A 21,148-nucleotide genomic window follows, 5' to 3' on the forward strand; every position below is an offset into this window, starting at 1 on the left:
CAGCCTCAAGCCTGACGTAGGGGGAGGGTCAACCCGCGCTCCGGCGGACAGAGGAGCTGTCCCCGTCGGCAGTGGTGCGGCGGCGCGTCAGAACCCTTGCGCACACGCCCACTTGGACTTACGCAACGCGGTTGTTGGACTGCCGCGTCCGGAGTCGTCGCAGGTCGTTGACGGTGTCCCGGAGTGGGGACTACGCAGTGCACATGTCGTCTCCAAGATTCACTTCGGCGGGTGCCGCAGCCGCCGCCACAGCCGTCGTCCTGGCCCTGGCGGGGGCGGCGCTCCCCGCCTCGGCCGCCGTCCCCGCGTCCGGTCCGTCCGCCGCGACCGCGCCGTCCGTGCCCGCCGACGCCCCCGTCATCCGGTCCGCGCAGCTCGCGGTCGCCGTGGCCGAGGACTTCCCCCGGGTCCTCGCGTACACCGACCGGGCCGGCGGCGGGCGGCTGTTCGGCAGCACGCGCCCGGTCACCTCCGTGACCCTCAACGGCACCGCGTACCCGGTGACGCTGAAGGGCGCTCCCCGGATCACCGCCTCGGCCGCCCGCTACACCCTGACCTTCACCGGACTGCCCGGGGTCGAGATCGACGCCTCGCTCTCGGTCGCCGGACGCGCCACCACCTTCAAGGTCACGGCCGTCCGCGACACCGGGGCGTTCCGCGTCTCCACCATCGACATACCCGGCCACGACCTGGTCTCCGTCGGCTCCACCGACCCCGGCGCCGCGACCGCCTTCACCACCCTCGACAACGACTCGACGCGGACCGCCGACGTCTTCGGCAAGGTCACCGCCGCCACCCCGGCCGACAAGGCCCCGGCCGGTGCCACGTACGCCCTCGTCAACACCTCCACGCTCGCCGCCGCCGTCGAGTCCAACTCCTCCTACGACAAGCCCTCCGGCGCCACCAACGGCGACGACGCCCGGTTCTGGCACCAGGCCCGCACCGCCGACGACGGCGGCGTCCGGGTCGGCGTCTGGTCCGGCCAGTGGACCTACCGGGGCGACGGGGCGCCCGAGCCGGAGAGCGGCGACGACCTCCCCTGGGCCAAGGTCGTCGTCACCCCCGACGCCAACGGCGACAAGGCCGTGGACTGGCAGGACGGGGCCGTCGCCTTCCACTCCATCGGTGTGACGGCGCCCGGCAGCGCATCCACCCCCGACCGGGTCGTCACCCACATCCCGTTCAACTTCGCCAGCCAGGCGACCCACCCCTTCCTGCGCACCCTCGACGACGTCAAGCGGGTCTCCCTCGCCACCGACGGCCTCGGCCAGCTCGCCGTCCTCAAGGGGTACGCCTCCGAGGGCCACGACTCCGCCCACCCGGACTACGGCGGCGACTACAACAAGCGCGCCGGCGGGCTCAAGGACCTCAACACCCTGCTGAAGGACGGCAAGAAGTGGGGCGCCACCTTCGGCGTCCACGTCAACGCCACCGAGGCGTACCCCGAGGCCAGGGAGTTCGACGAGAAGCTCGTCGACAGGACGAAGCCCGGCTGGAACTGGCTCGGCCAGAGCTACTACATCGACCAGCGCCGCGACATCAACAGCGGCGACCTCGCCCGGCGCTTCCAGCAACTGCGCGACGAGACCGACCGCAACCTGGACTTCCTCTACATCGACGTCTACTACACGCACGGCTGGATCGCCGACAAGACGCTCAGGGCCGTCCAGAAGCAGGGCTGGAACGTCGGCAGCGAGTGGTCCGACAAGTTCGAACGCGGCACCCTCTGGTCGCACTGGGCCAACGACCTCGACTACGGCGGCGCCACCAACAAGGGCCTCAACTCCAAGATCATCCGCTTCATCCGCAACGGCGAGCGGGACACCTGGAACAACGACCCGGTCCTCGGCCAGACCGCCATCTCCGAGTTCGAGGGCTGGACCGGCGAGACCGACTGGAACGCCTTCTACGACAACATCTGGCAGCGCAACCTGCCCGCCAAGTACCTCCAGCAGCAGCGCATCACCCGCTGGGACGGCAACGACATCACCCTCACCGGCGGCGTCCGGGGCACGGTCGAGGACGGGAAGCGGACCTTCTACGACCACGGCCGCAAGGTCCTCAGCGGCACCGACTACCTGCTGCCCTGGGACGGCGGGAAGAAGCTGTACCACTACAACAAGTCCGGCGGGACCACCACCTGGTCCGTCCCGTCGAACGGCACGTACACCGTCTACGAGCTCACCGACAACGGACGGGTGAAATCCGGCACCGTCAAGCCCGTCGACGGGAAGGTCACCTTGACCGCGAAGGCCGGACAGCCCTACGTCCTCTACCCCCGGCAGGCACCGAAGGCCGCCGACCCGAAGTGGGGCGAGGGCACCCCGGTCGCCGACCCCGGCTTCAACGACAAGGCGCTGACCGCCTGGACGAGGACCGGCACCGTCGGCCGCGACACCGACAGCCGGGGCCGCAACAGCGCCGCCCTCACCGGCAGCGCCCCCGCCGCCCTCGCGCAGCGCGTCGACGGGCTCGTTCCCGGCAAGCGCTACACCGCCTCCGCGCTCATCGAGGTGCAGCCTGGGAAGACCCGGCACACCACGCTCTCGATCGGCGGGAAGTCCGTCGCCGTGGACCGCTCCACCGTGACGGACCAGGTCGCCGCGTCCGACTGGCACGGCAGCCGGTTCCAGCGTGCCAAGGTCAACTTCACCGCCCCCGCCACCGGCCGCGCCACCCTGCGCATCGAGGCGGCCGGCGGCAGCGCGGCGACCGTACGGGCCGACGACGTACGGATCGTCGCCAACGCCCCGAAGACCGCGCCGGGCACCGTCGTCCACGAGGACTTCGAGGACGTCGACCAGGGCTGGGGCCCCTTCCTCAAGGGCGACGCGGGCGGCTCCACCGACCCCCGCACCGTCATCTCCCAGCTGCACGCCCCGTACACCCAGGCCGGGTGGAACGGAAAGCTGGTCGACGACGTGATCGGCGGCAAGGAGTCCCTCAAGTCCCACGAGGAGAACGCCGGGCTCGTCTACCGCACCGCCCCGTGGACCGTCCCCATGACCGACGGGCACCGCTACGCGATCGCGTACGACTACCAGTCCAGCCACGCCGGCGCCTACGAGTGGGTCGACGGCTACGACCGGATCACCGCGGACGGCAAGCCCGACTCCGTCGAGACCCGGACCACCCCGATCGGGCAGCAGCGCACCACCGGCCGCTTCACCGAGACCCTCACCGCGGGCTGCGGCGACACCTGGACCGGGCTGCGCAAGCGCGGCGACGCCCCGGACGGGGCCGACTTCGTCCTCGACTCCTTCACCGTGACCGACCTCGGCCCGGCCCCCGACTCCGAGCGGGCCGCCTGCGGCACCCTCACCGTCGACCCCGGCGCCGAGACCCTCGAACCGGGCCGGGCCAACACCGTCGAGGCGTCCTTCACCAACCACGAGGCGACCGCCGCCACCGGCGTCGAGCTCGCCCTGACCGTCCCCGAGGGCTGGACGGCCGAACCCTCAGGCCCGGTCTCCTTCGACTCCGTCGCGGCCGGCGCCAGGGCCACCGGCACCTGGCGGGTCACCCCGCCCGCGGACGCCGAGTACCGGACGTACGAGCTGGCCGCCTCGGCCGGATACGCGGTCGACGGCGCCCGGCGCACGCTCGGCGCACAGACCGCCGTACGCACCCTGCCCCCGCCGCCCACCACCGACAGCTGGGCCGGCGACCTGGACTGGACGGCGGCCGAGAACGGCTGGGGCCCGGTCGAGCGGAACCTCTCCAACGGCGAGACCGGCGCCGGTGACGGCACCCCGCTCACCATCGGCGGCACCGTCTACGCCAAGGGGCTGGGCACCCACGCCCCGGCGAAGATCCGCTACTACCTCGGCGGGAACTGCACCTCCTTCACCGCCCGGGTGGGGGTGGACGACGTACAGAAGAGTGCCGGGAGCGTACAGTTCTCCGTCCTGGCCGACGGCGCGGAGAAGGTGAGGTCGCCGGTGCTCAGGGCGGCCGACAGCGCCTGGACGCTGGAGGCCGACGTCACCGGGGCCGGCTACGTGGACCTGGTCGTCGGCGACGGCGGCGACGGCAACGGGAACGACCACGCGGACTGGGGCGACGCCCGCTTCCACTGCGCCCGCTGAGCGACCGGGCGGGGGGTCCGCACCACGGACCGAAGGTGCGGACCCCCCAACCGGAGCACACCCCGGGACTGACGGCGGACGCCACCCCACTGCCCCCGCGCTTTGTCGGACCCGCACAAAGAAGGACCCGTACTGGCTGGTAGTTCGCCTGCACGTCGTCCGGGCTATGTGGACCCTCGCCAGGAATCGGGGCAGGAGACTGTACGGAGTCGACGGCAGGATTTACTTGCCGGGGTTCGTAGGGTCGGTACATGACCGTTGTGGACGAAACCCCGGGCGAGCCGAGCGACACCCGTGGCCGGGTGGCCGAACTGCTGGCACTGCGTGAGCAGGCCCGGCGCGGACCGAGTGACCGGGCGACCGAGGCGCAGCACGCCAAGGGCAAGCTGACCGCGCGCGAGCGCATCGCACTGCTCCTGGACGAGGGTTCGTTCAAGGAGGTCGAGCAGCTGCGTCGGCACCGGGCGACCGGCTTCGGCCTGGAGGCGAAGAAGCCGTACACGGACGGTGTGGTCACCGGCTGGGGAACGGTCGAGGGCCGGACGGTCTTCGTGTACGCGCACGACTTCCGGATCTTCGGCGGTGCGCTGGGCGAGGCCCACGCCACGAAGATCCACAAGATCATGGACATGGCCATCGCGGCGGGTGCCCCGCTGGTCTCGCTGAACGACGGCGCCGGCGCCCGTATCCAGGAGGGCGTCAGCGCGCTCGCCGGCTACGGCGGGATCTTCCAGCGCAACACGAGGGCCTCGGGCGTCATCCCGCAGATCAGCGTGATGCTCGGCCCGTGCGCGGGCGGCGCGGCCTACAGCCCCGCCCTGACCGACTTCGTGTTCATGGTCCGCGAGACCTCGCAGATGTTCATCACCGGCCCGGACGTCGTCAAGGCGGTCACCGGTGAGGAGATCACCCAGAACGGGCTCGGCGGCGCCGACGTCCACGCGGAGACCTCGGGCGTCGCGCACTTCGCGTACGACGACGAGGAGACCTGCATCGCCGAGGTCCGCTACCTCCTGTCGATGCTCCCGCAGAACAACCGCGAGAACCCGCCCGTCGTCCCCTCCGAGGACCCGGCGGACCGGCGCGGCGACGTCCTGCTGGACCTGGTCCCGGCCGACGGCAACCGCCCGTACGACATGCACAAGGTCATCGAGGAGCTCGTCGACGACGGCGACTACCTGGAGGTCCACGAGCGCTGGGCGCGCAACATCGTCTGCGCCCTGGCCCGCCTCGACGGCCAGGTCGTCGGCATCGTCGCCAACCAGCCGCAGTCGCTGGCCGGGGTCCTGGACATCGAGGCCTCCGAGAAGGCGGCCCGCTTCGTCCAGATGTGTGACGCCTTCAACATCCCCATCATCACTCTTTTGGACGTACCCGGCTTCCTGCCCGGCGTCGACCAGGAGCACGGTGGAATCATTCGGCACGGTGCGAAGCTCCTCTACGCGTACTGCAACGCCACGGTGCCGAGGATCTCGCTGATCCTGCGCAAGGCGTACGGCGGTGCGTACATCGTCATGGACAGCCAGTCCATCGGTGCCGACCTCACCTACGCCTGGCCCACCAACGAGATCGCGGTGATGGGCGCCGAGGGCGCCGCCAACGTCATCTTCCGCCGGCAGATCGCCGAGGCGGAGGACCCGGAAGCCATGCGCAAGCGCATGGTCAAGGAGTACAAGGCGGAACTCATGCATCCGTACTACGCGGCCGAACGCGGACTGGTCGACGACGTCATCGACCCCGCCGAGACCCGCGAGGTCCTGATCGCCTCGCTCGCCATGCTCCGCAACAAGCACGCCGACCTGCCGTCCCGCAAGCACGGCAACCCCCCGCAGTAGGCCGCCGCCGCACCCCGCGCGACCACCTGCTGCCCCTGCCGAGAAGACGGAGAGACCACATGAGCACTGCCGCCGATTCCGTGCTGCGAGTCGAGAAGGGGCTCGCCGAGCCCGAGGAGCTGGCCGCGATAACCGCGGTCCTGCTCGCCCGCGCCGCCGCCCGCCCCGCCGAGCCCGCCGCCGCCCACCGGGGCCGCAACACCGCCGTGTGGCGCCGCCTGGAGCGCACGCCGGGCTTCCGCGCCCCGCACTCCTGGCAGCACTGACCCGAGCGCGCGCAGCGCATACGGAAGGGCCCGCATCCCCTCGGGGGTGCGGGCCCTTCCGTATGGTGTCTCTCCCCGTCGGTGGATCCGCTAGCGGAGCCGTGCCATGAGCGCGTGCTCGACGAGCGTGATCAGCGCGCTCTTGGCGTCCGCGCGGTGGCGGGCGTCCGTCGTCAGGATCGGCGTGTCCGGGCCGATCTGAAGGGCCTCGCGGACTTCGTCGGGGGTGTAGGGCTGGTGTCCGTCGAAGCCGTTGAGGGCGATGACGAAGGGGAGTCCGCTGTTCTCGAAGTAGTCGACGGCGGGGAAGCAGTCGGCGAGGCGGCGGGTGTCGACGAGGACGACGGCGCCGATGGCGCCGCGGACGAGGTCGTCCCACATGAACCAGAAGCGGTCCTGACCGGGCGTACCGAAGAGGTACAGGATCAGGTCCTGGTCCAGGGTGATACGGCCGAAGTCCATCGCGACCGTGGTGGTCGTCTTGTCCCCGGTGTGCGTCAGGTCGTCGATGCCCGCCGAGGCGGAGGTCATCACGGCTTCGGTACGCAGCGGATTGATCTCCGAGACGGCACCGACGAACGTGGTCTTACCCACGCCGAAGCCCCCTGCCACCACGATCTTCGCCGAGGTAGTGGAGCGGGCTGCTCCGCCGCTAGAGCTTGCGAAGTCCACTGAGCACCCTTTCGAGCAGTGTCACATCTGGCTGGCCGCCGGCGGACTCGTCGCCGCCGGGCTGATGGATAGCGACGAGTCCGGCCTCGGCCAGGTCGGCGACGAGGATCCGGGCAACGCCGAGGGGTATCGAGAGCAGCGCCGAAATCTCGGCGACCGACTTGATCTCGAAGCACAGCCGGCAGATCCGCTGGTGCTCGGGCAACTGCCCGTGCAGCCGGGACGGATCGGCCGTGGTACTGACCAACGCCTCAATGGCGAGTTGGTAGCGCGGGCGGGTCCGGCCGCCGGTCATGGCGTACGGACGAACCAGCGGGTTGTGCGCCGACGGCGCGGCGGGCTCGGGACTCCGCCCCGGCGCCACCGGCTGGACGCGGGGCGCCCGGGGCGCGTCGTAGTGGTGCGGACGCTGTACGGACCAGTCGGCGTCCTCCGGGGCGCCCTGCTGCCCCTGCTGGTGGAGCCGGAAAGGAGGCCGGGCACCCGGTCCGCCGGGAGTGGAGGGGAAGTCGAACCGGTTGTCCCCGTGCTCACCCGGTACCCGTCGGCCACCGCCGTACGGGTGCCCTTCCTGGGGTGCGTCCACGATTCCTCCTCCGACTACAGGTCCCGATCCCAGCGGGTCCGCGCCACCGCACCTTATGGCCCAGTGGCGCGAAACGCACTGTCTGTCTATTAGTTAAGAAGACTTCCCTGGAGCTCGGCGCGGAGGTCCGGAGTGAGGACACTGCCCGCGCGGTCGACGAGAAGAGCCATTTCGTACCCGACCAGACCGATATCGGCGTCCGGATGTGCGAGAACGGCAAGGGAGGAACCATCGGAAATGGACATGATGAAGAGGAAGCCGCGCTCCATCTCCACCACCGTCTGATTCACGGCGCCGCCCTCGAAGATGCGGGAGGCGCCCGCGGTCAGCGAGGTCAGCCCGGAGGCGACGGCGGCGAGCTGGTCGGCGCGGTCACGGGGGAATCCTTCGGACATGGCCAGCAGGAGTCCGTCGGCGGAGACCACCACCGTGTGCGACACCCCGGGGGTGTTGTCCACGAAGTTGGTGATCAACCAGTTCAGATTCTGCGCCGCCTGGCTCATCGGGCTCACACTAACGCTCCTGGTCGTAGGTATTACTGTCGTCCGAACCCGCGCTGCGTCCCCGGAGTACGCCCCGCCGCAGGTTGCTCAACCTGCCGCGGATGTCCTCGGGGGCGCGGGAAACCTGAGGGCCGTCCTGCACGGTCTGCTCCGCCGTGCCTTCGACCAGATTGGCCTTGGGCACCCGCCGGGGAAGACCGGACGGGGTGATCCCGCCCGCCTTCGGCTCCCGGAGCTGCTCGGCCCGCTCCCAGCGCTCGTCGTTGGCCGAGTGCCAGTCGTCGGAGCCGTTTCCGTCCTGCTGCGCGGGCGACGGCTGCTGCGGCAACTCCTGCTGCTGCGGCGGCTGCTGCGCGGCGGCGGGCCGGCTGTTGCCCCGGCCGGTGGGCTGCCAGTGCTGCTGGCCACCCCGGCGCGGCAGACCGGCTTCGGTGAGCTCGTGGCCGGAGTTGGGCGTGGGCCCCGAACGGTCGAAGCCTACGCGTTCCTGCGGCTCGGCGGGGGCAGACGGGACGGATGGTTCCGCTTCCGCCGGGGCCGATGGCTCGTACCCGTCCTGGTAGCCGCCCTGATCCGGCCATTCGCCCTGCTGGGGGCCGGAACCGAACTGCCCGTCGTAACCGGTGCCCGGAAGCTCCGCGGCCGGACGGCCCGACTCCGCGGGGACGGCGGCCGGACCGGTGCCGTACGCGGCGTAGCCGCTCCCGTACGGCGCCTGTCCGTACTGCTGCTGCTCCTGCCCGTACTGCTCCTGCCGGTACTGTTCCTGGCCGAACTGCTCCTGCCCGTACCGGCCCTGGCCGTACTGCTCCGGCTGCTGCGGGTGGCCGTCGTACCCGGCCCCGGCGTACGGGTCCCCGGCGTACGGCTGCGCGCCCTCGGCGGCGTACGGCTGCTGGTCCTGCGCGGCGTAGGGCTGCTGGTCCCCGTACGGCTGCTGCGGGGCGAACCGCTCGTGCTCGCCGGAGACCTGCGCCCCCAGCGCCGCCCGGCGTTCCTCGCGGATCAGCGAACGGCCCACCGGGTCCAGCGTCGTGCCCGCCGGGGACTGCTCGTAGCGGGAGTCGTCGAAGCCCAGCTCCGCCGCGGTGCGCTGGTGCGTCTGGGGCTGCTGTTCGAGGCCCTGCTGCTCCGGGATGATCGAGGAGACGGTGAAGTCGTCGCCCCCGGCCTGCGGTTCGCCCCCGCCGCCGTGGGTGATCGCCTCCGGCAGCATGACCAGCGAGGTGGTCCCGGCCTGCTCGCCCGAGGGACGGAGCTGGACCCGGATGCCGTGCCGGTCGGCCAGGCGGCCGACCACGAACAGGCCCATCCGCTGCGACACCGAGGCGTCCACGGTCGGCGGGTTGGCCAGCCGGTGGTTGATGTCGGCGAAGTCCTCCGGGGTGAGACCGATGCCCTTGTCGTGGATCTCGATCATCATGCGGCCGTCGGGCAGCCGGGTCGCGTTCACCCGCACCTTGGTCTGCGGGGAGGAGAACGTGGTGGCGTTCTCCAGCAGCTCGGCCAGCAGGTGCACCAGGTCGGTGACCGCCTGGCCGTGGATCTCGGTCTCGGAGATGCCGGACAGCTCGATGCGGTCGTAGGACTCCACCTCGGAGGCGGCCGCGCGGACCACGTCGACCAGCGGCACCGGCTGGTTCCAGCGGCTGCCGGGCTCCTCGCCCGCGAGGACGAGGAGGTTCTCGCCGTTGCGGCGCATGCGGGTGGCGAGGTGGTCGAGCTTGAAGAGCGAGGCCAGCTGGTCCGGGTCGGCCTCGTTGTTCTCCAGGTCGGTGATGAGGGTCAGCTGGCCCTCGATCAGCGACTGGTTGCGGCGCGACAGGTTGGTGAAGATCGCGTTGACGTTGCCCCGGAGCATGGCCTGCTCGGCGGCGAGCCGGACCGCCTCGCGGTGCACCTGGTCGAAGGCGCGGGCGACCTCGCCGATCTCGTCGCGGCTGTGGATCGGGATCGGCTGGACCCGGGTGTCGACCCGGCCCGGCTCGGTCCGGGAGAGCTGGTCGACCAGCATCGGCAGCCGCTGCTCGGCGATGCCGAACGCGGCCGTACGCAGCCGGCGCATCGAACGGCTCATCTGGCGGGCCATGAGACCGGCCAGCACGAACGCGGCCAGCAGGGCGACGATCACCACGCCGGCGTTGACGAAGGCGTCGGTCCGGGCGCGGGAGGAGATGTCCGCGGCCTCCTTCACCGCCTTGTCGACGAGCTCGTTCTCGACCGTGGTGTAGCCGTCGAACTTGGCGGTCGCGGCGGCCATCCAGCTCTCCGGGGTGATCCCCTTCGCGGCCAGCTTCCCGGTCGACCTGCCCTGGGAGATCTGTTCGGCCATGCCGTCGAAGACCGAGCCGTCGATGCTGGGCGGCGCCACGAACGGCACCCCGGTGGCCGCGGCCTGCTCCTTGGCCTTCTTCAGCTTGGCGTCGCTCTCCTCGGCCTTGGCGGACAGCACCTGCTTCAGCCGGGCCGCGTCCTCCTCCGTGGCGCCGGAGGTGAACTCGCCGAGGGCCACCTTCTCCAGGTAGTTGTACGAACCGAACGCCTTGACCTGGGCGTCGAACGTGGCGCGCTGCTGGCTCGGACGGACCAGCAGATGCATGCCGATGGAGCGCTGAAGCGATTCTGCGGCCTTGGCCAGCTCCAGCGCGTAGACCGAACGGCCGTAGCTGGTGATGTTGCCGGTGCCCAGCCCCAGCTCGTTGCTGAACTCCATCAGCGAGTGCTGGACCTTGACGTAGCCCTCTTCGGTCTTCACCGGGTCCAGGGCCTCGGCGAAGGCGGCCTTGCGCAGCTCGGGGAGGGTGGGCTCCTCCAGCCGGAAGAGCCTCAGACGCCGCTCCAGGCCCTTCGTCCTCGGCATGTCCTTGACGGCTTCGTTGAACTTGCCCGCCGCGTTGTCCGTCGTGGTCCGGACCTCGGTGATGACGGCGGCGTCCCGCTTGTTCGACAGCAGCGGCTGGGCGGAGAGGTCGCGCTCGTTGAGCAGGGCCTGGCCGTACTCGGCGGCGGCGCGCACGACCAGCGCCGTCTTCTCCGCGTTCTCGGCCTCGTGCCAGGTGTCGATCGACCCCTTCACCTGGAAACCGCCCATGACCAGGCCGACCAGGACGGGGATCAGGAGGATCGCGTTCAGCCGGGTGGGCACCCGCCAGTTGCGCGGGGACAGCCTCGTGGAACCGCCCGGGGGCGGTTCGGCGTCCGACGCATCGACGGACGACGCCGCGGCGCGCGACGGAGGGGTGAAATTGCCCCGCTCCCGCTGCGCCGTGGAGCCCGCGTTGCTTCGCCTCACTCGACCAACAACCTCTCGGCGTCGGCACCTACGCTGTGCCGTGTTTCGTTCAGGGCCGTACTACTTGGAAGTTCGTCGAATTCCAGCATGGGGACGGGTCGCGTTCCAAACAGTCGGAACCTGTCATTCCGAGTGGCGCAGACCTCAGATAAATAGGGCATAAGGAACGAGCCCCGCCAAAAGGCAGGGCTCGGGTGAGCGCTGTGACACCGAACGGATGCGTCGGGTGTCGACCGCGGGGCAATTCTCTGTCGAAACGTTATCAATCACGGGGGTGGAGCGTGTCAAAGGACACAGTCCACCCCCGCCCGACTACGGCAACTACCGTACGGAAATACCGACTTGTGCCTACTTGAGCCGTGCCATGAGCGCGTGCTCGACGAGCGTGATCAGACCGCTCTTGGCGTCCGCGCGGTGGCGGGCGTCCGTCGTGATGATCGGGGTGTCGGGACCGATCTGGAGCGCCTCGCGGACTTCGTCGGGGGTGTAGGGCTGGTGTCCGTCGAAGCCGTTGAGGGCGATGACGAAGGGGAGTCCGCTGTTCTCGAAGTAGTCGACGGCGGGGAAGCAGTCGGCGAGGCGGCGGGTGTCGACGAGGACGACGGCGCCGATGGCGCCGCGGACGAGGTCGTCCCACATGAACCAGAAGCGGTCCTGACCGGGCGTACCGAAGAGGTACAGGATCAGGTCCTGGTCGAGCGTGATACGGCCGAAGTCCATCGCGACCGTGGTGGTCGTCTTGCCACCGGTGTGCGTCAGGTCGTCGATGCCCGCGGACGCGGAGGTCATCACGGCCTCCGTGCGCAACGGGTTGATCTCCGAGACGGCACCGACGAACGTGGTCTTACCCACGCCGAAGCCCCCTGCCACCACGATCTTCGCCGAGGTGGTGGCCCGGGCAGCGCCGCCGCTAGAGCTTGCGAAGTCCACTGAGCACCCTTTCGAGCAGTGTCACATCCGGCGCGCCGCCGGCCTCTCCATTGCCCGGCTGGTGGATGGCCACCATGCCGGCTTCCGCCAGGTCCGCGACGAGGATCCGGGCCACACCGAGCGGCATCGACAGCAGCGCCGAGACCTCGGCCACCGACTTGACCTCGCGGCAGAGGTGGCAGATCCGCTGGTGCTCGGGGAGCAGCGTCGCCATGTGCGCGGGGTCGGCCGTGGTGGAGACCAGTGCCTCTATGGCGAGCTGGTAGCGCGGCCGGGTCCGGCCACCGGTCATGGCGTACGGGCGGACCAGTGGCTGGTCGCCTTCACCGTCGTACGACGCGTGATGCAGTGCGCCGTACGGATCGGGTGAGGCGGGTGGCGGGGTCATGAATCCTCCGGGCGTGACAGCAGTGCGTCGGCGTGCCGTCGGGTGGGGCCGGTGGGGGGCTCTGCACGGCCTGACGGGCGAGGGTTGAGGGCGTTACCTGGGGCAATCGAGTCTGTCGTCGATCCAAGGACGCCTAGTGAAGCAGGCTCCCCTGGAGTTCGGCACGGAGGTCGGGGGTGAGAACACTGCCCGCGCGGTCGACCAGCAGGGCCATCTCGTACCCGACCAGACCTATGTCGGCGTCCGGGTGGGCGAGAACGGCCAGGGAGGAACCGTCCGAGATGGACATCAGGAAGAGGAACCCGCGCTCCATCTCCACCACCGTCTGGCTCACGGCGCCGCCCTCGAAGATGCGGGAGGCGCCCGCGGTCAGCGAGGTCAGCCCGGAGGCGACGGCGGCGAGCTGGTCGGCGCGGTCACGGGGGAATCCTTCGGACATGGCCAGCAGGAGTCCGTCGGCGGAGACCACCACCGTGTGCGACACCCCGGGGGTGTTGTCCACGAAGTTGGTGATCAACCAGTTCAGATTCTGCGCGGCCTGACTCATCGGGCTCAACTAACGCTCCTGCTGGTGAGTGGGGCCGAGTGGGAAACTGCCGGTCGACTGGCTGTTGGCCTGCCGCCCCTGCTGGATGCCCCGGCGGAGATTGGTCAACCGCCCGCGCACGTCGTCGGGGGCGCGTGACACCTGCGGACCGGACTGATGGTTCTGCTGCTGAGCGGTTCCCGGCACCAGGTTGGCGCGGGGCACTCGACGCGGCAGACCGGAAGTGGTGATTCCGCCTGCCGCGGGCTTCTTGACCCGCTCCGCCTGCCGTACGAGTTCGTCGTTGGGCGAGGGGCGCCAGGAACTTGCGGGGGTGCTGCCCGTGTCGCCACCACCGGCCGGGGCACCGGGAGCCGGGGACTCCGGGGCCTGGCGGCGGGGGAGGGACGTGGGCTCCTGCGGCTCGGCGGCGGGCGGCTGCTGACCGCCGTGCTGCTGGCCGCCGTGCTGCTGGCCGCCCTGCTGACCCTGCTGGTTCTGCTGCGGGCCGTGGAACCAGTTGGTCTCCAGGGTGTCGTACAGCGGCGTACGACCGTCCCCGGGGCCTGCGGCGGGCAGCGCCTCGGGCTGCGGCTGCTGGGGCAGCACCGGGCGGTACGGGCCGTCACCGGCCGGCGGACGCGGTGCGCCGAAGTCGTTGCCCGGGGTCTGCTGGGCCGGGGCGGGGAAGCCCTGGTCCTGCGCCCGGACGGGCTGCGGCTGCGGCTGCCCGAAGTCCGGGCGGGCGAACTGCGCGGTGCTCGCCGGGTCCTGGGCCGGGAAGTCCTGCGGGGCCTGGGCCTGCGGGACGTGCGGCTGCGGAGCCGGGGCGGAGAAGTCCGGGCGGGCGAACTCGGCGGTGGCGCCGGGGCCCTGCTGCTCGTCCAGCGACGGACGCGGAGCGAACTGCGGGTCCACCGGGCGCTCGAACTGGCCGGTGTCCGGCCGCTGGAACTGTCCGGTGTCCGGGCGCTGGAACTGGCCGGTGGCCTCGGGCTCCTCGTGGCCGCGCGGGGCGTCCAGCGCTCCACGCGCCGGGTCCTCGGCACCCCAACTGGTGGTCTGCGGACGCTGCGGTGCGGGGTAGCCGCCGGTCGCCGGCCCCTGGGAGGGGGCACCGGGCAGCTCGGCGCGCGGACCGCCGACGGGCGGCAGCTGGCGCTCGGGGCCGCCCTGGCCGGGCTGCTGGAAGCCGCCGGTCCCGGCGGGGTTCTGCCGGGCCTGCTGCGGCTGCGACTGCCAGGCGGCGCCGTCGTTCTGGCGGTCCTGGACCTGGCGCTTCTCGCTGAACAGGTCCGGGCGGCCGCCCGGCTCCTGACGGCCCGGACTGTCGCCCTGACCGCGGGCACCGAGCCGGGCGCCGTTGCCGAAGGCGCCCGCGAGACCGCCGCCGTGGCGCTGCGGCTCGGGACGGGACGCGTCCTGGGGGCCGGTCCCGGCCGCGGGGAACCCGGCGTCCTGCCGGCCCTGCGGCTGGCGCGGACCGCCGTCGCGGGAGGGCAGCGCGGCACGGGGCGCGGAGCCCGCGCCGACCTGGCCGCGCGCTCCGGCCTGGCCCGGGGCCAGACGGCCGGCCGGGCCCGCGGGAGCGGCGCCGAGACCGGGGCGCGAGCCACCGGCCGCACCCGCCTGGCCGCCGCCGAGCAGACCGCCCGGAGCACCGGCCTGCTGGCCCGGGGCCGGCTTGGGCGCGGGCTGCTTGCCGCCGTGCGCGACGTCGACGGGCAGCATGACCAGCGCGGTCGTACCGCCGGAGTCGGAGGGCCGCAGCTGGATCCGGATGCCGTGACGCAGCGAGAGGCGGCCGACCACGAACAGGCCCATGCGGCGGGAGACCGAGACGTCCACGGTGGGCGGCGAGGCGAGCCGCTCGTTGATCGCGGCCAGGTCCTCCGGCGAGAGGCCGATACCGGTGTCGTGGATCTCGACCAGCACGCGGCCGTCGGGCAGCGCGTGACCCGTGACCCGCACCTTGGTCTGCGGCGAGGAGAACGACGTGGCGTTCTCCAGCAGCTCGGCGAGCAGGTGGACGAGGTCGTTGACGACCCGGCCGGCGACCTCGGTGGCGGGCACCGCGGCCAGTTCGATGCGCTCGTACTGCTCCACCTCGGAGGCGGCGGCACGGAGCACGTCGACCAGCGGGACGGGGCGGGTCCACCGGCGGCCCGGCTCCTCGCCCGCGAGGACGAGGAGGTTCTCGCCGTTCCGGCGCATACGGGTCGCGAGGTGGTCGAGCTTGAAGAGCGAGGAGAGCTGGTCCGGGTCGGCCTCGCGCGACTCCAGCTCGGAGATGAGCGAGAGCTGGCGCTGGATGAGGCCCTGGCTGCGGCGCGAGAGGTTGGTGAACATCGCGTTGACGTTGCCCCGGAGGAGGGCCTGCTCGGCGGCGAGGCGGACGGCCTCGCGGTGCACGTCGTCGAAGGCCGCGGCCACCTGGCCGATCTCGTCCCGGGAGTGCACACCGACCGACTCGACCGAGGTGTCCACGTCCTGCGGGTCGGTCTCGGAGAGCTGCTTGACGAGCTCGGGCAGCCGGTCCTGGGCGACCCGGGTGGCGGTGTCCTGGAGGCGGCGCAGCGAACGGATCATCGACCGGGCGACGACGAAGGCCCCGACCAGCGAGACACCGAGGACGAGCAGGATGAGCGCACCGCTGATGATGGCTTCGCGCTTCGACTCGTTGCGGAGCTCGCGGGCCTTGCCCTCCATGTCACCGAGGAGGGTCTCCTCGATGGTCGTCATCGCCCCGATCTTGGTGGAGCTCTGGTCGTACCAGTCGAGGTAGGAGCGGCGCGCGGTGCCCTCCATGCCCGTGGGGCTGTCCAGCACCTTCTTCGCGTAGGTGGTGGCGGCCTTGATCTCCGGGTTGCCCTCGTCGAGCGTGGCGGTCAGCTCGTCGGCGTCGTTGCCGGTGGCCGCGTACACGGACTTGAAGGAGCTGAGCGCCGACTGCTCCTTGCCGAGCGCGGACTTGCCGAACTGCTTGTCGTTCGGGTCGAGGTGCGGCTGCTTGTCATTGCCGCCGGGCAGGGCCGCGGCGATGATCGCCCGCTGGACCGAGGCGTACTCCTTGGCGGAGGAGAAGGCCGCCAGGGCACGCGTCCGCTTGATCATCTCCGAGTTGCTGGTCGCCTGCGCCATGTCCTGGGAGAGGCTCAGCAGCGACGAGATGAGCTGGCTGTACTGGTCGACGGTCTGGAGGCTCGGGGAGCCCTTGGCGTACGCCGTCTTGCGGATGTCGCGGATGTTGGCCAGCTGGCGCGCGATCTGGGCGGCGCTGGCGGAGATGCCTTCGAGCGCCTCGTCGCCGGAGGGGTCGCCGATGTCGTTGGTGGCGTCGAGGAAGGCCGTCTTCGCCCGGTCGGTCTTCTTCCGGGGGTCGGTGACCTTGAAGTCGTCGGCCTTCACGCCGTTGGACAGCGGACCGGCCGAGCGGTCGCGCTCGTCCTGGAGCGCCTGGGCCAGCGCGGTCGCCTGCGTCGTCAGCCTGGTCAGCAGCTGCATGTGGTCCAGCTGCTGGATGTCGTTCATCGACTCGTTGATCCGCAGACCGCCGAGCGCGGTCGCGGCGACCACGGGGAGGGCGAGCAGGGAGACCAGACGGGTGCTGATGCGCCAGTTGCGCAGCGCGACGCGCGAGCCGCTGCCGACGGGGGCCTGGGCCTTGGGCGAGGAGACCGCGTCGGTGTCGTCGCTCTCCGCGGCGGGGCGCTGATCGCGGTCGCCGCCGTCGGGGGTCCCGGCCGGCCCGGCGTTCTGGGCGTGCTGTGCCGAGGGACCGCGGTCGGTCCCGCCGTGCGGCTCCTGCTCCGCCGCAGCGCTGCCATCCCTCTTGAAACGTCCCTGCACTAGCGTCGCAACCTCTGGACCAGGCGTCCCGCCCGCGCGATGCGGTGGGACGGTGTCGGCGTTGTGGGGCGTCCGTACCTGCCCCATGGTGGTCGTGAGTGACCGGCGCCCTCTTCCCCTTTCCGCCGCCACTCGGCGCTCTGTCGCGCCCCCTGCGCGCCGGTTTGAAACCCGCGGCGGTGCGTGGAATTCCAGCACAGTGCCGGACCTCCAACAAGGGCCTGGTGTCTCACAGTGACATGAGTGACGCTTTGTGATTGGCGAGTGACAAGCCGTGGAGCTTGATCATGCATAAAACGGTCAATAAGGAGCGAATTTTTAAGTTTCGACTTGTGTCCCAGTCGCCATGGTCGGGAGTGGAATAGATGATTCAGTGGCGGAATGTCCCTTTCTGTTGGCGCGATCGGCCGCCTGGAATGGGTGGATTGTCCACACGGTCGTGAGCAAACTCACACAATGATCGTTGTCTCTTCCGGGCATCCGCCGGGAATTGGATGTTTAGCCTGACGCTTTACTGGGATGGCACAACCGACCATCGGCGCCCCCTCGCGGGCGGCGCCCGTACCGACAGGGTCCGAACGGCAGATGAAGACGACGATGACGTTCCGCAACATTGCCAACCCCCGCCGCACCACGCTGGCGCACCTCAAGGACGCCGGCGAGCTGCGGGCGCCGGAGCGGCCGGAACACGCCGTCGAGCTGCCGGGCCAGACCGCCAACCCGCGCCGCACCATCCTCATGGAGGCCCCGGTCGCCGCCGCGCCCGTCGAGTAGCGCGGACCCCGCCCTTCCCGGCCGTCCCCCTCGCCGTGCCCGCGTCCGCCCCGCTCGAAATCGGGGCAATCCCCGCCGGGCAACGCGTTAGCCTGGAGCGTCAGTCTTCAGCCAGCAAGCGAGTGAGGGGCGACAGCATCCCGTGCGCATCGCCAGGTTCTCCATCGACGGCAATGTCGCGTTCGGCGCCGTCGAGGGCGAGGGGCCCGATGGCCTCGTCCTCGACATCATCAAGGGCATCCCGTACGCCGAGTTCGAGCTCTCCGGCACCAAGGTCCCGCTGAGCAAGGTCCGCCTCCTGCCGCCCGTGCTCCCCAACAAGGTCGTGGCCATCGGCCGCAACTACGCGGAGCACGCCGCGGAGCTCGGCAACGAGGTGCCCGAGGTCCCCGTCGCCTTCTTCAAGCCCACCACCTCGGTGATCGGCTCAGGCGACGCGATCGAGTACCCCTCCTTCTCGAACGAGCTGCACCACGAGGCCGAACTGGCCGTGGTCATCGGCCGCATGTGCCGGGAGGTCCCGCGCGAGCGCGTGAAGGACGTCATCCTCGGTTACACCTGCGCCAACGACGTCACCGCCCGTGACGTCCAGAAGCGCGAGAAGCAGTGGGCCAGGGCCAAGGGCTTCGACACCTCCTGCCCGCTCGGCCCCTGGGTGGAGACCGACCTCGACCCCGGCGACGTGACCATCCAGGCGACGGTCAACGGCGAGCAACGCCAACTGGGCCGCACGAGCGACATGATCCGCTCGGTCGAGGACCTGGTCGTCCACATCACGGAAGCCATGACGCTGCTCCCGGGCGACGTGATCCTCACCGGCACCCCCGCAGGGGTCGGACCCCTCCATGTCGGCGACGAGGTCGCCGTCACCATCGAAGGCATCGGCACTCTCACCAACAAGGTGATCAAGCGTGGCTAACGCACCTGTACGCGTCCGTTTCTGTCCCTCGCCGACCGGCAACCCCCACGTGGGCCTGGTCCGCACCGCCCTGTTCAACTGGGCCTTCGCCCGGCACCACGGCGGCACCCTGGTCTTCCGCATCGAGGACACGGACGCCGCCCGTGACTCCGAGGAGTCGTACAACCAGCTCCTGGACTCCATGCGCTGGCTCGGCTTCGACTGGGACGAGGGCCCCGAGGTCGGCGGCCCGCACGCCCCGTACCGCCAGTCGCAGCGGATGGACATCTACAAGGACGTCGCCGACAAGCTGCTCGCCGGCGGGTACGCGTACCACTGCTACTGCACCACCGAGGAGCTCGACACCCGCCGCGACGCCGCCCGCGCCGCCGGGAAGCCGTCCGGCTACGACGGCCACTGCCGCGAGCTGAGCGCCGAGCAGATCGCCGCGTACGAGGCCGAGGGCCGCACCTCCATCGTCCGCTTCCGGATGCCCGACGAGCCGCTCACCTTCACCGACCTGGTCCGCGGCGAGCTGACCTTCCAGCCGGAGAACGTGCCGGACTACGGCATCGTCCGCGCCAACGGAGCCCCGCTCTACACGCTCGTCAACCCGGTCGACGACGCCCTGATGGAGATCACCCACGTCCTGCGCGGCGAGGACCTGCTCTCCTCCACCCCGCGCCAGCTCGCCCTCTACAAGGCGCTCATCGAGCTGGGCATCGCCAAGGACACCCCCGCCTTCGGCCACCTGCCGTACGTGATGGGCGAGGGCAACAAGAAGCTCTCCAAGCGCGACCCGCAGGCCTCGCTCAACCTCTACCGCGAGCGCGGCTTCGTGCCCGAGGGGCTGCTGAACTACCTCTCCCTGCTGGGCTGGTCGATCGCCGAGGACCGGGACATCTTCTCCGTCGAGGAGATGGTGGCCGCCTTCGACATCAAGGACGTCAACGCCAACCCGGCGCGCTTCGACCTGAAGAAGTGCGAGCACGTCAACGCCGAGCACATCCGCCGGATGGACGTGAAGGCGTTCACCGAGGCGTGCGGCCCCTGGTTGCAGGCCCCGTTCGCCCCCTGGGCCCCGGAGAACTTCGACGCGGCGCGGTTCGCGGAGATCGCCCCGCACGCCCAGACCCGGGTCACGGTCCTCTCGGACATCACGGCCAACGTCGACTTCCTCTTCCTGGACGAGCCGGCGACGGACGAGGCGTCCTGGAACAAGGCGATGAAGGAGGGCTCCGACGCCCTGCTGGTCACCGCCCGCGCCAAGCTGGCCGACGCCGAGTGGAACGCGGACGCCCTGAAGAACGCCATCCTCGTCGCGGGCGAGGAGCACGGCCTGAAGCTCGGCAAGGCGCAGGCCCCGGTCCGGGTCGCGGTCACCGGCCGCACGATCGGCCTGCCGCTCTTCGAGTCCCTGGAGATCCTGGGCCGCGAGAAGACCCTGGCCCGCATCGACGCGGCCCTGGCCAAGCTCGCCGCGTAAGGATTCCCGGCCATGCCCCGAGGGGGCGGCCCCGGTTCACCCCGGGGCCGCCCCCTCGCGGCGTTCCGGGGCGGCCGGGAAGCCCCGGAACGCCGGGCGGCACCGGAGGCCGGCGATCCGCCCCGGCGGAGCCCTCCCGCGTCCGGTGCGGGGCCGCTAGCCTGGCCGCATGGTCATCCGAGCCGTGCTCTGGGACATCGACGACACGATCTTCGACTACACCCGGGCCGACCACGTCGGCCTGCGCAGTCAGCTCGAACAGGAGGGCCTGCCCGACGGATACGCCACCGTCGAGCAGGCCCTCCTGGCCTGGCGGACGATCACCGAGGCGCAGTGGGCGCGGTTCGCCGCCGGGGAGGTCGGCTTCCACGAGCAGCGCCGGGACCGGGTCAGGGAGTTCGTCTCGCGGCCGCTGACGGACCCGGAGGCCGACGAGTGGTTCGCCCGGCACGCGAGCCACTACGAGGCCGCCTGGGAGCTCTTCCCGGACGTGCTGCCCGTGCTGGACCTGCTGGCCGACGGGTACCGGCACGCGGTGCTCTCGAACTCCAGCATCCTCAACCAGGACCACAAGCTGCGCGTGCTCGGCGTGCGGGACCGCTTCGAGGCCGTGGTGTGCGCCGTGGAGCTCGGCATCTCCAAGCCCGAGGCCGGCGCCTTCCACGCCGCCTGCGAGCAGCTGTGCCTCGAACCGGGGGAGGTCGCGTACGTCGGCGACGAGCCGGACATCGACGCCGCCGGGGCGGTCGCCGCCGGGCTGCGGGGCATCTGGCTGGACCGGAAGGGGCGGGGCGGACGGCCCGAACTCCTCCGTATCGAGCGGCTCGACCAGCTGCCCCGGCTGCTGCTCGCCGATACCCGTTTTGGAGCGCCGGACACCTTCGGGTAATGTTCTTTCTGCGCCGCCCGGGCGGGACGAAAGTCCGAACGGGAGGCGCAGCAGGAACAAAGACCCCGCAAGGGGTTGCGTTCCAGTGGGCTATGGTGTAATTGGCAACACTACGGTTTCTGGTACCGTCATTCTAGGTTCGAGTCCTGGTAGCCCAGCGCAGAAA

15 protein-coding genes and 1 tRNA gene are annotated in these 21,148 nt (G+C 70.9%); 8 read left to right on the forward strand and 8 right to left on the reverse strand.

Features of this window, described 5'->3' with window-relative positions; genetic code table 11:
* Window positions 1–203 precede the first annotated feature (203 nt).
* From ACF08W_RS22035 to ACF08W_RS22045, 3 genes are all read left to right on the forward strand, one after another.
* Complete coding sequence (locus ACF08W_RS22035) at window positions 204–4,088, forward strand: endo-alpha-N-acetylgalactosaminidase family protein (protein ID WP_392280277.1); 3,885 nt, start codon at window positions 204–206, stop codon at window positions 4,086–4,088.
* A 251-nt stretch (window positions 4,089–4,339) separates the two neighbouring features.
* A complete protein-coding gene (locus tag ACF08W_RS22040; RefSeq protein ID WP_352276243.1) occupies window positions 4,340–5,923 on the forward strand; it encodes an acyl-CoA carboxylase subunit beta in 1,584 nt (527 codons plus the stop codon).
* Between the two features lie 59 nt (window positions 5,924–5,982).
* On the forward strand, window positions 5,983–6,189 hold the full coding sequence (locus ACF08W_RS22045; RefSeq protein ID WP_385211819.1) for an acyl-CoA carboxylase subunit epsilon: 207 nt from the start codon (window positions 5,983–5,985) through the stop codon (window positions 6,187–6,189).
* A gap of 90 nt (window positions 6,190–6,279) precedes the next feature.
* Here the strand turns inward: ACF08W_RS22045 and ACF08W_RS22050 are convergent, their stop codons facing one another.
* From ACF08W_RS22050 to ACF08W_RS22085, 8 genes are all read right to left on the reverse strand, one after another.
* Window positions 6,280–6,861: an ATP/GTP-binding protein gene (locus ACF08W_RS22050; RefSeq protein WP_014048542.1), complete on the reverse strand. Its 582-nt coding sequence runs from the start codon at window positions 6,859–6,861 to the stop codon at window positions 6,280–6,282.
* Window positions 6,842–7,447: a DUF742 domain-containing protein gene (locus ACF08W_RS22055; protein WP_392280278.1), complete on the reverse strand. Its 606-nt coding sequence runs from the start codon at window positions 7,445–7,447 to the stop codon at window positions 6,842–6,844. Before ACF08W_RS22055 ends, ACF08W_RS22050 begins: the two co-directional genes overlap by 20 nt.
* An 89-nt stretch (window positions 7,448–7,536) precedes the next feature.
* Entirely contained in the window at window positions 7,537–7,950 is a 414-nt protein-coding gene (locus ACF08W_RS22060) for a roadblock/LC7 domain-containing protein (protein WP_006127847.1), read from the reverse strand.
* A gap of 10 nt (window positions 7,951–7,960) precedes the next feature.
* On the reverse strand, window positions 7,961–11,242 hold the full coding sequence (locus tag ACF08W_RS22065; protein WP_392280279.1) for a nitrate- and nitrite sensing domain-containing protein: 3,282 nt from the start codon (window positions 11,240–11,242) through the stop codon (window positions 7,961–7,963).
* 348 nt (window positions 11,243–11,590) lie between these two features.
* Entirely contained in the window at window positions 11,591–12,172 is a 582-nt protein-coding gene (locus ACF08W_RS22070) for an ATP/GTP-binding protein (RefSeq protein WP_072487286.1), read from the reverse strand.
* The gene (locus tag ACF08W_RS22075) at window positions 12,153–12,560 is read right to left on the reverse strand and encodes a DUF742 domain-containing protein (RefSeq protein ID WP_352276250.1); all 408 of its coding nucleotides are present in this window, start codon (window positions 12,558–12,560) and stop codon (window positions 12,153–12,155) included. The genes ACF08W_RS22070 and ACF08W_RS22075 overlap by 20 nt, the downstream gene beginning before the upstream one ends.
* A 133-nt stretch (window positions 12,561–12,693) precedes the next feature.
* Window positions 12,694–13,107, reverse strand: a complete 414-nt coding sequence (locus ACF08W_RS22080) for a roadblock/LC7 domain-containing protein (protein WP_259934900.1) — start codon at window positions 13,105–13,107, stop codon at window positions 12,694–12,696.
* 9 nt (window positions 13,108–13,116) lie between these two features.
* Window positions 13,117–16,935 (reverse strand): nitrate- and nitrite sensing domain-containing protein, encoded by a 3,819-nt coding sequence (locus ACF08W_RS22085; protein ID WP_392280280.1) that lies wholly within the window; start codon window positions 16,933–16,935, stop codon window positions 13,117–13,119.
* A gap of 585 nt (window positions 16,936–17,520) precedes the next feature.
* On the opposite strand from ACF08W_RS22085, the gene ACF08W_RS22090 reads away from it, so the two are divergent.
* From ACF08W_RS22090 to ACF08W_RS22110, 5 genes are all read left to right on the forward strand, one after another.
* Window positions 17,521–17,709, forward strand: a complete 189-nt coding sequence (locus ACF08W_RS22090) for a hypothetical protein (protein ID WP_352276465.1) — start codon at window positions 17,521–17,523, stop codon at window positions 17,707–17,709.
* Between the two features lie 142 nt (window positions 17,710–17,851).
* Entirely contained in the window at window positions 17,852–18,628 is a 777-nt protein-coding gene (locus ACF08W_RS22095; protein WP_385211831.1) for a fumarylacetoacetate hydrolase family protein, read from the forward strand.
* Window positions 18,621–20,093, forward strand: a complete 1,473-nt coding sequence (gene gltX, locus ACF08W_RS22100; RefSeq protein ID WP_392280281.1) for a glutamate--tRNA ligase — start codon at window positions 18,621–18,623, stop codon at window positions 20,091–20,093. The genes ACF08W_RS22095 and gltX overlap by 8 nt, the downstream gene beginning before the upstream one ends.
* 169 nt (window positions 20,094–20,262) lie before the next feature.
* Window positions 20,263–20,982: an HAD family hydrolase gene (locus ACF08W_RS22105; protein WP_392280282.1), complete on the forward strand. Its 720-nt coding sequence runs from the start codon at window positions 20,263–20,265 to the stop codon at window positions 20,980–20,982.
* 86 nt (window positions 20,983–21,068) lie between these two features.
* Window positions 21,069–21,140, forward strand: a tRNA-Gln gene (locus tag ACF08W_RS22110).
* Window positions 21,141–21,148: the final 8 nt, after the last annotated feature.

Origin of the sequence: Streptomyces sp. NPDC015144 (assembly GCF_043079735.1) — a bacterium.
GTDB lineage: Bacteria > Actinomycetota > Actinomycetes > Streptomycetales > Streptomycetaceae > Streptomyces.

What these genes read in the sequence shown, in the direction of transcription:
- ACF08W_RS22060 (WP_006127847.1), bottom strand. Translation starts at nt 7,950, where the DNA reads ATGAGCCAGGCGGCGCAGAATCTGAACTGGTTGATCACCAACTTCGTG.
- ACF08W_RS22045 (WP_385211819.1), top strand. Translation starts at nt 5,983, where the DNA reads ATGAGCACTGCCGCCGATTCCGTGCTGCGAGTCGAGAAGGGGCTCGCC.
- ACF08W_RS22105 (WP_392280282.1), top strand. Translation starts at nt 20,263, where the DNA reads ATGGTCATCCGAGCCGTGCTCTGGGACATCGACGACACGATCTTCGAC.
- ACF08W_RS22090 (WP_352276465.1), top strand. Translation starts at nt 17,521, where the DNA reads ATGAAGACGACGATGACGTTCCGCAACATTGCCAACCCCCGCCGCACC.
- ACF08W_RS22040 (WP_352276243.1), top strand. Translation starts at nt 4,340, where the DNA reads ATGACCGTTGTGGACGAAACCCCGGGCGAGCCGAGCGACACCCGTGGC.
- ACF08W_RS22080 (WP_259934900.1), bottom strand. Translation starts at nt 13,107, where the DNA reads ATGAGTCAGGCCGCGCAGAATCTGAACTGGTTGATCACCAACTTCGTG.
- ACF08W_RS22075 (WP_352276250.1), bottom strand. Translation starts at nt 12,560, where the DNA reads ATGACCCCGCCACCCGCCTCACCCGATCCGTACGGCGCACTGCATCAC.
- ACF08W_RS22035 (WP_392280277.1), top strand. Translation starts at nt 204, where the DNA reads ATGTCGTCTCCAAGATTCACTTCGGCGGGTGCCGCAGCCGCCGCCACA.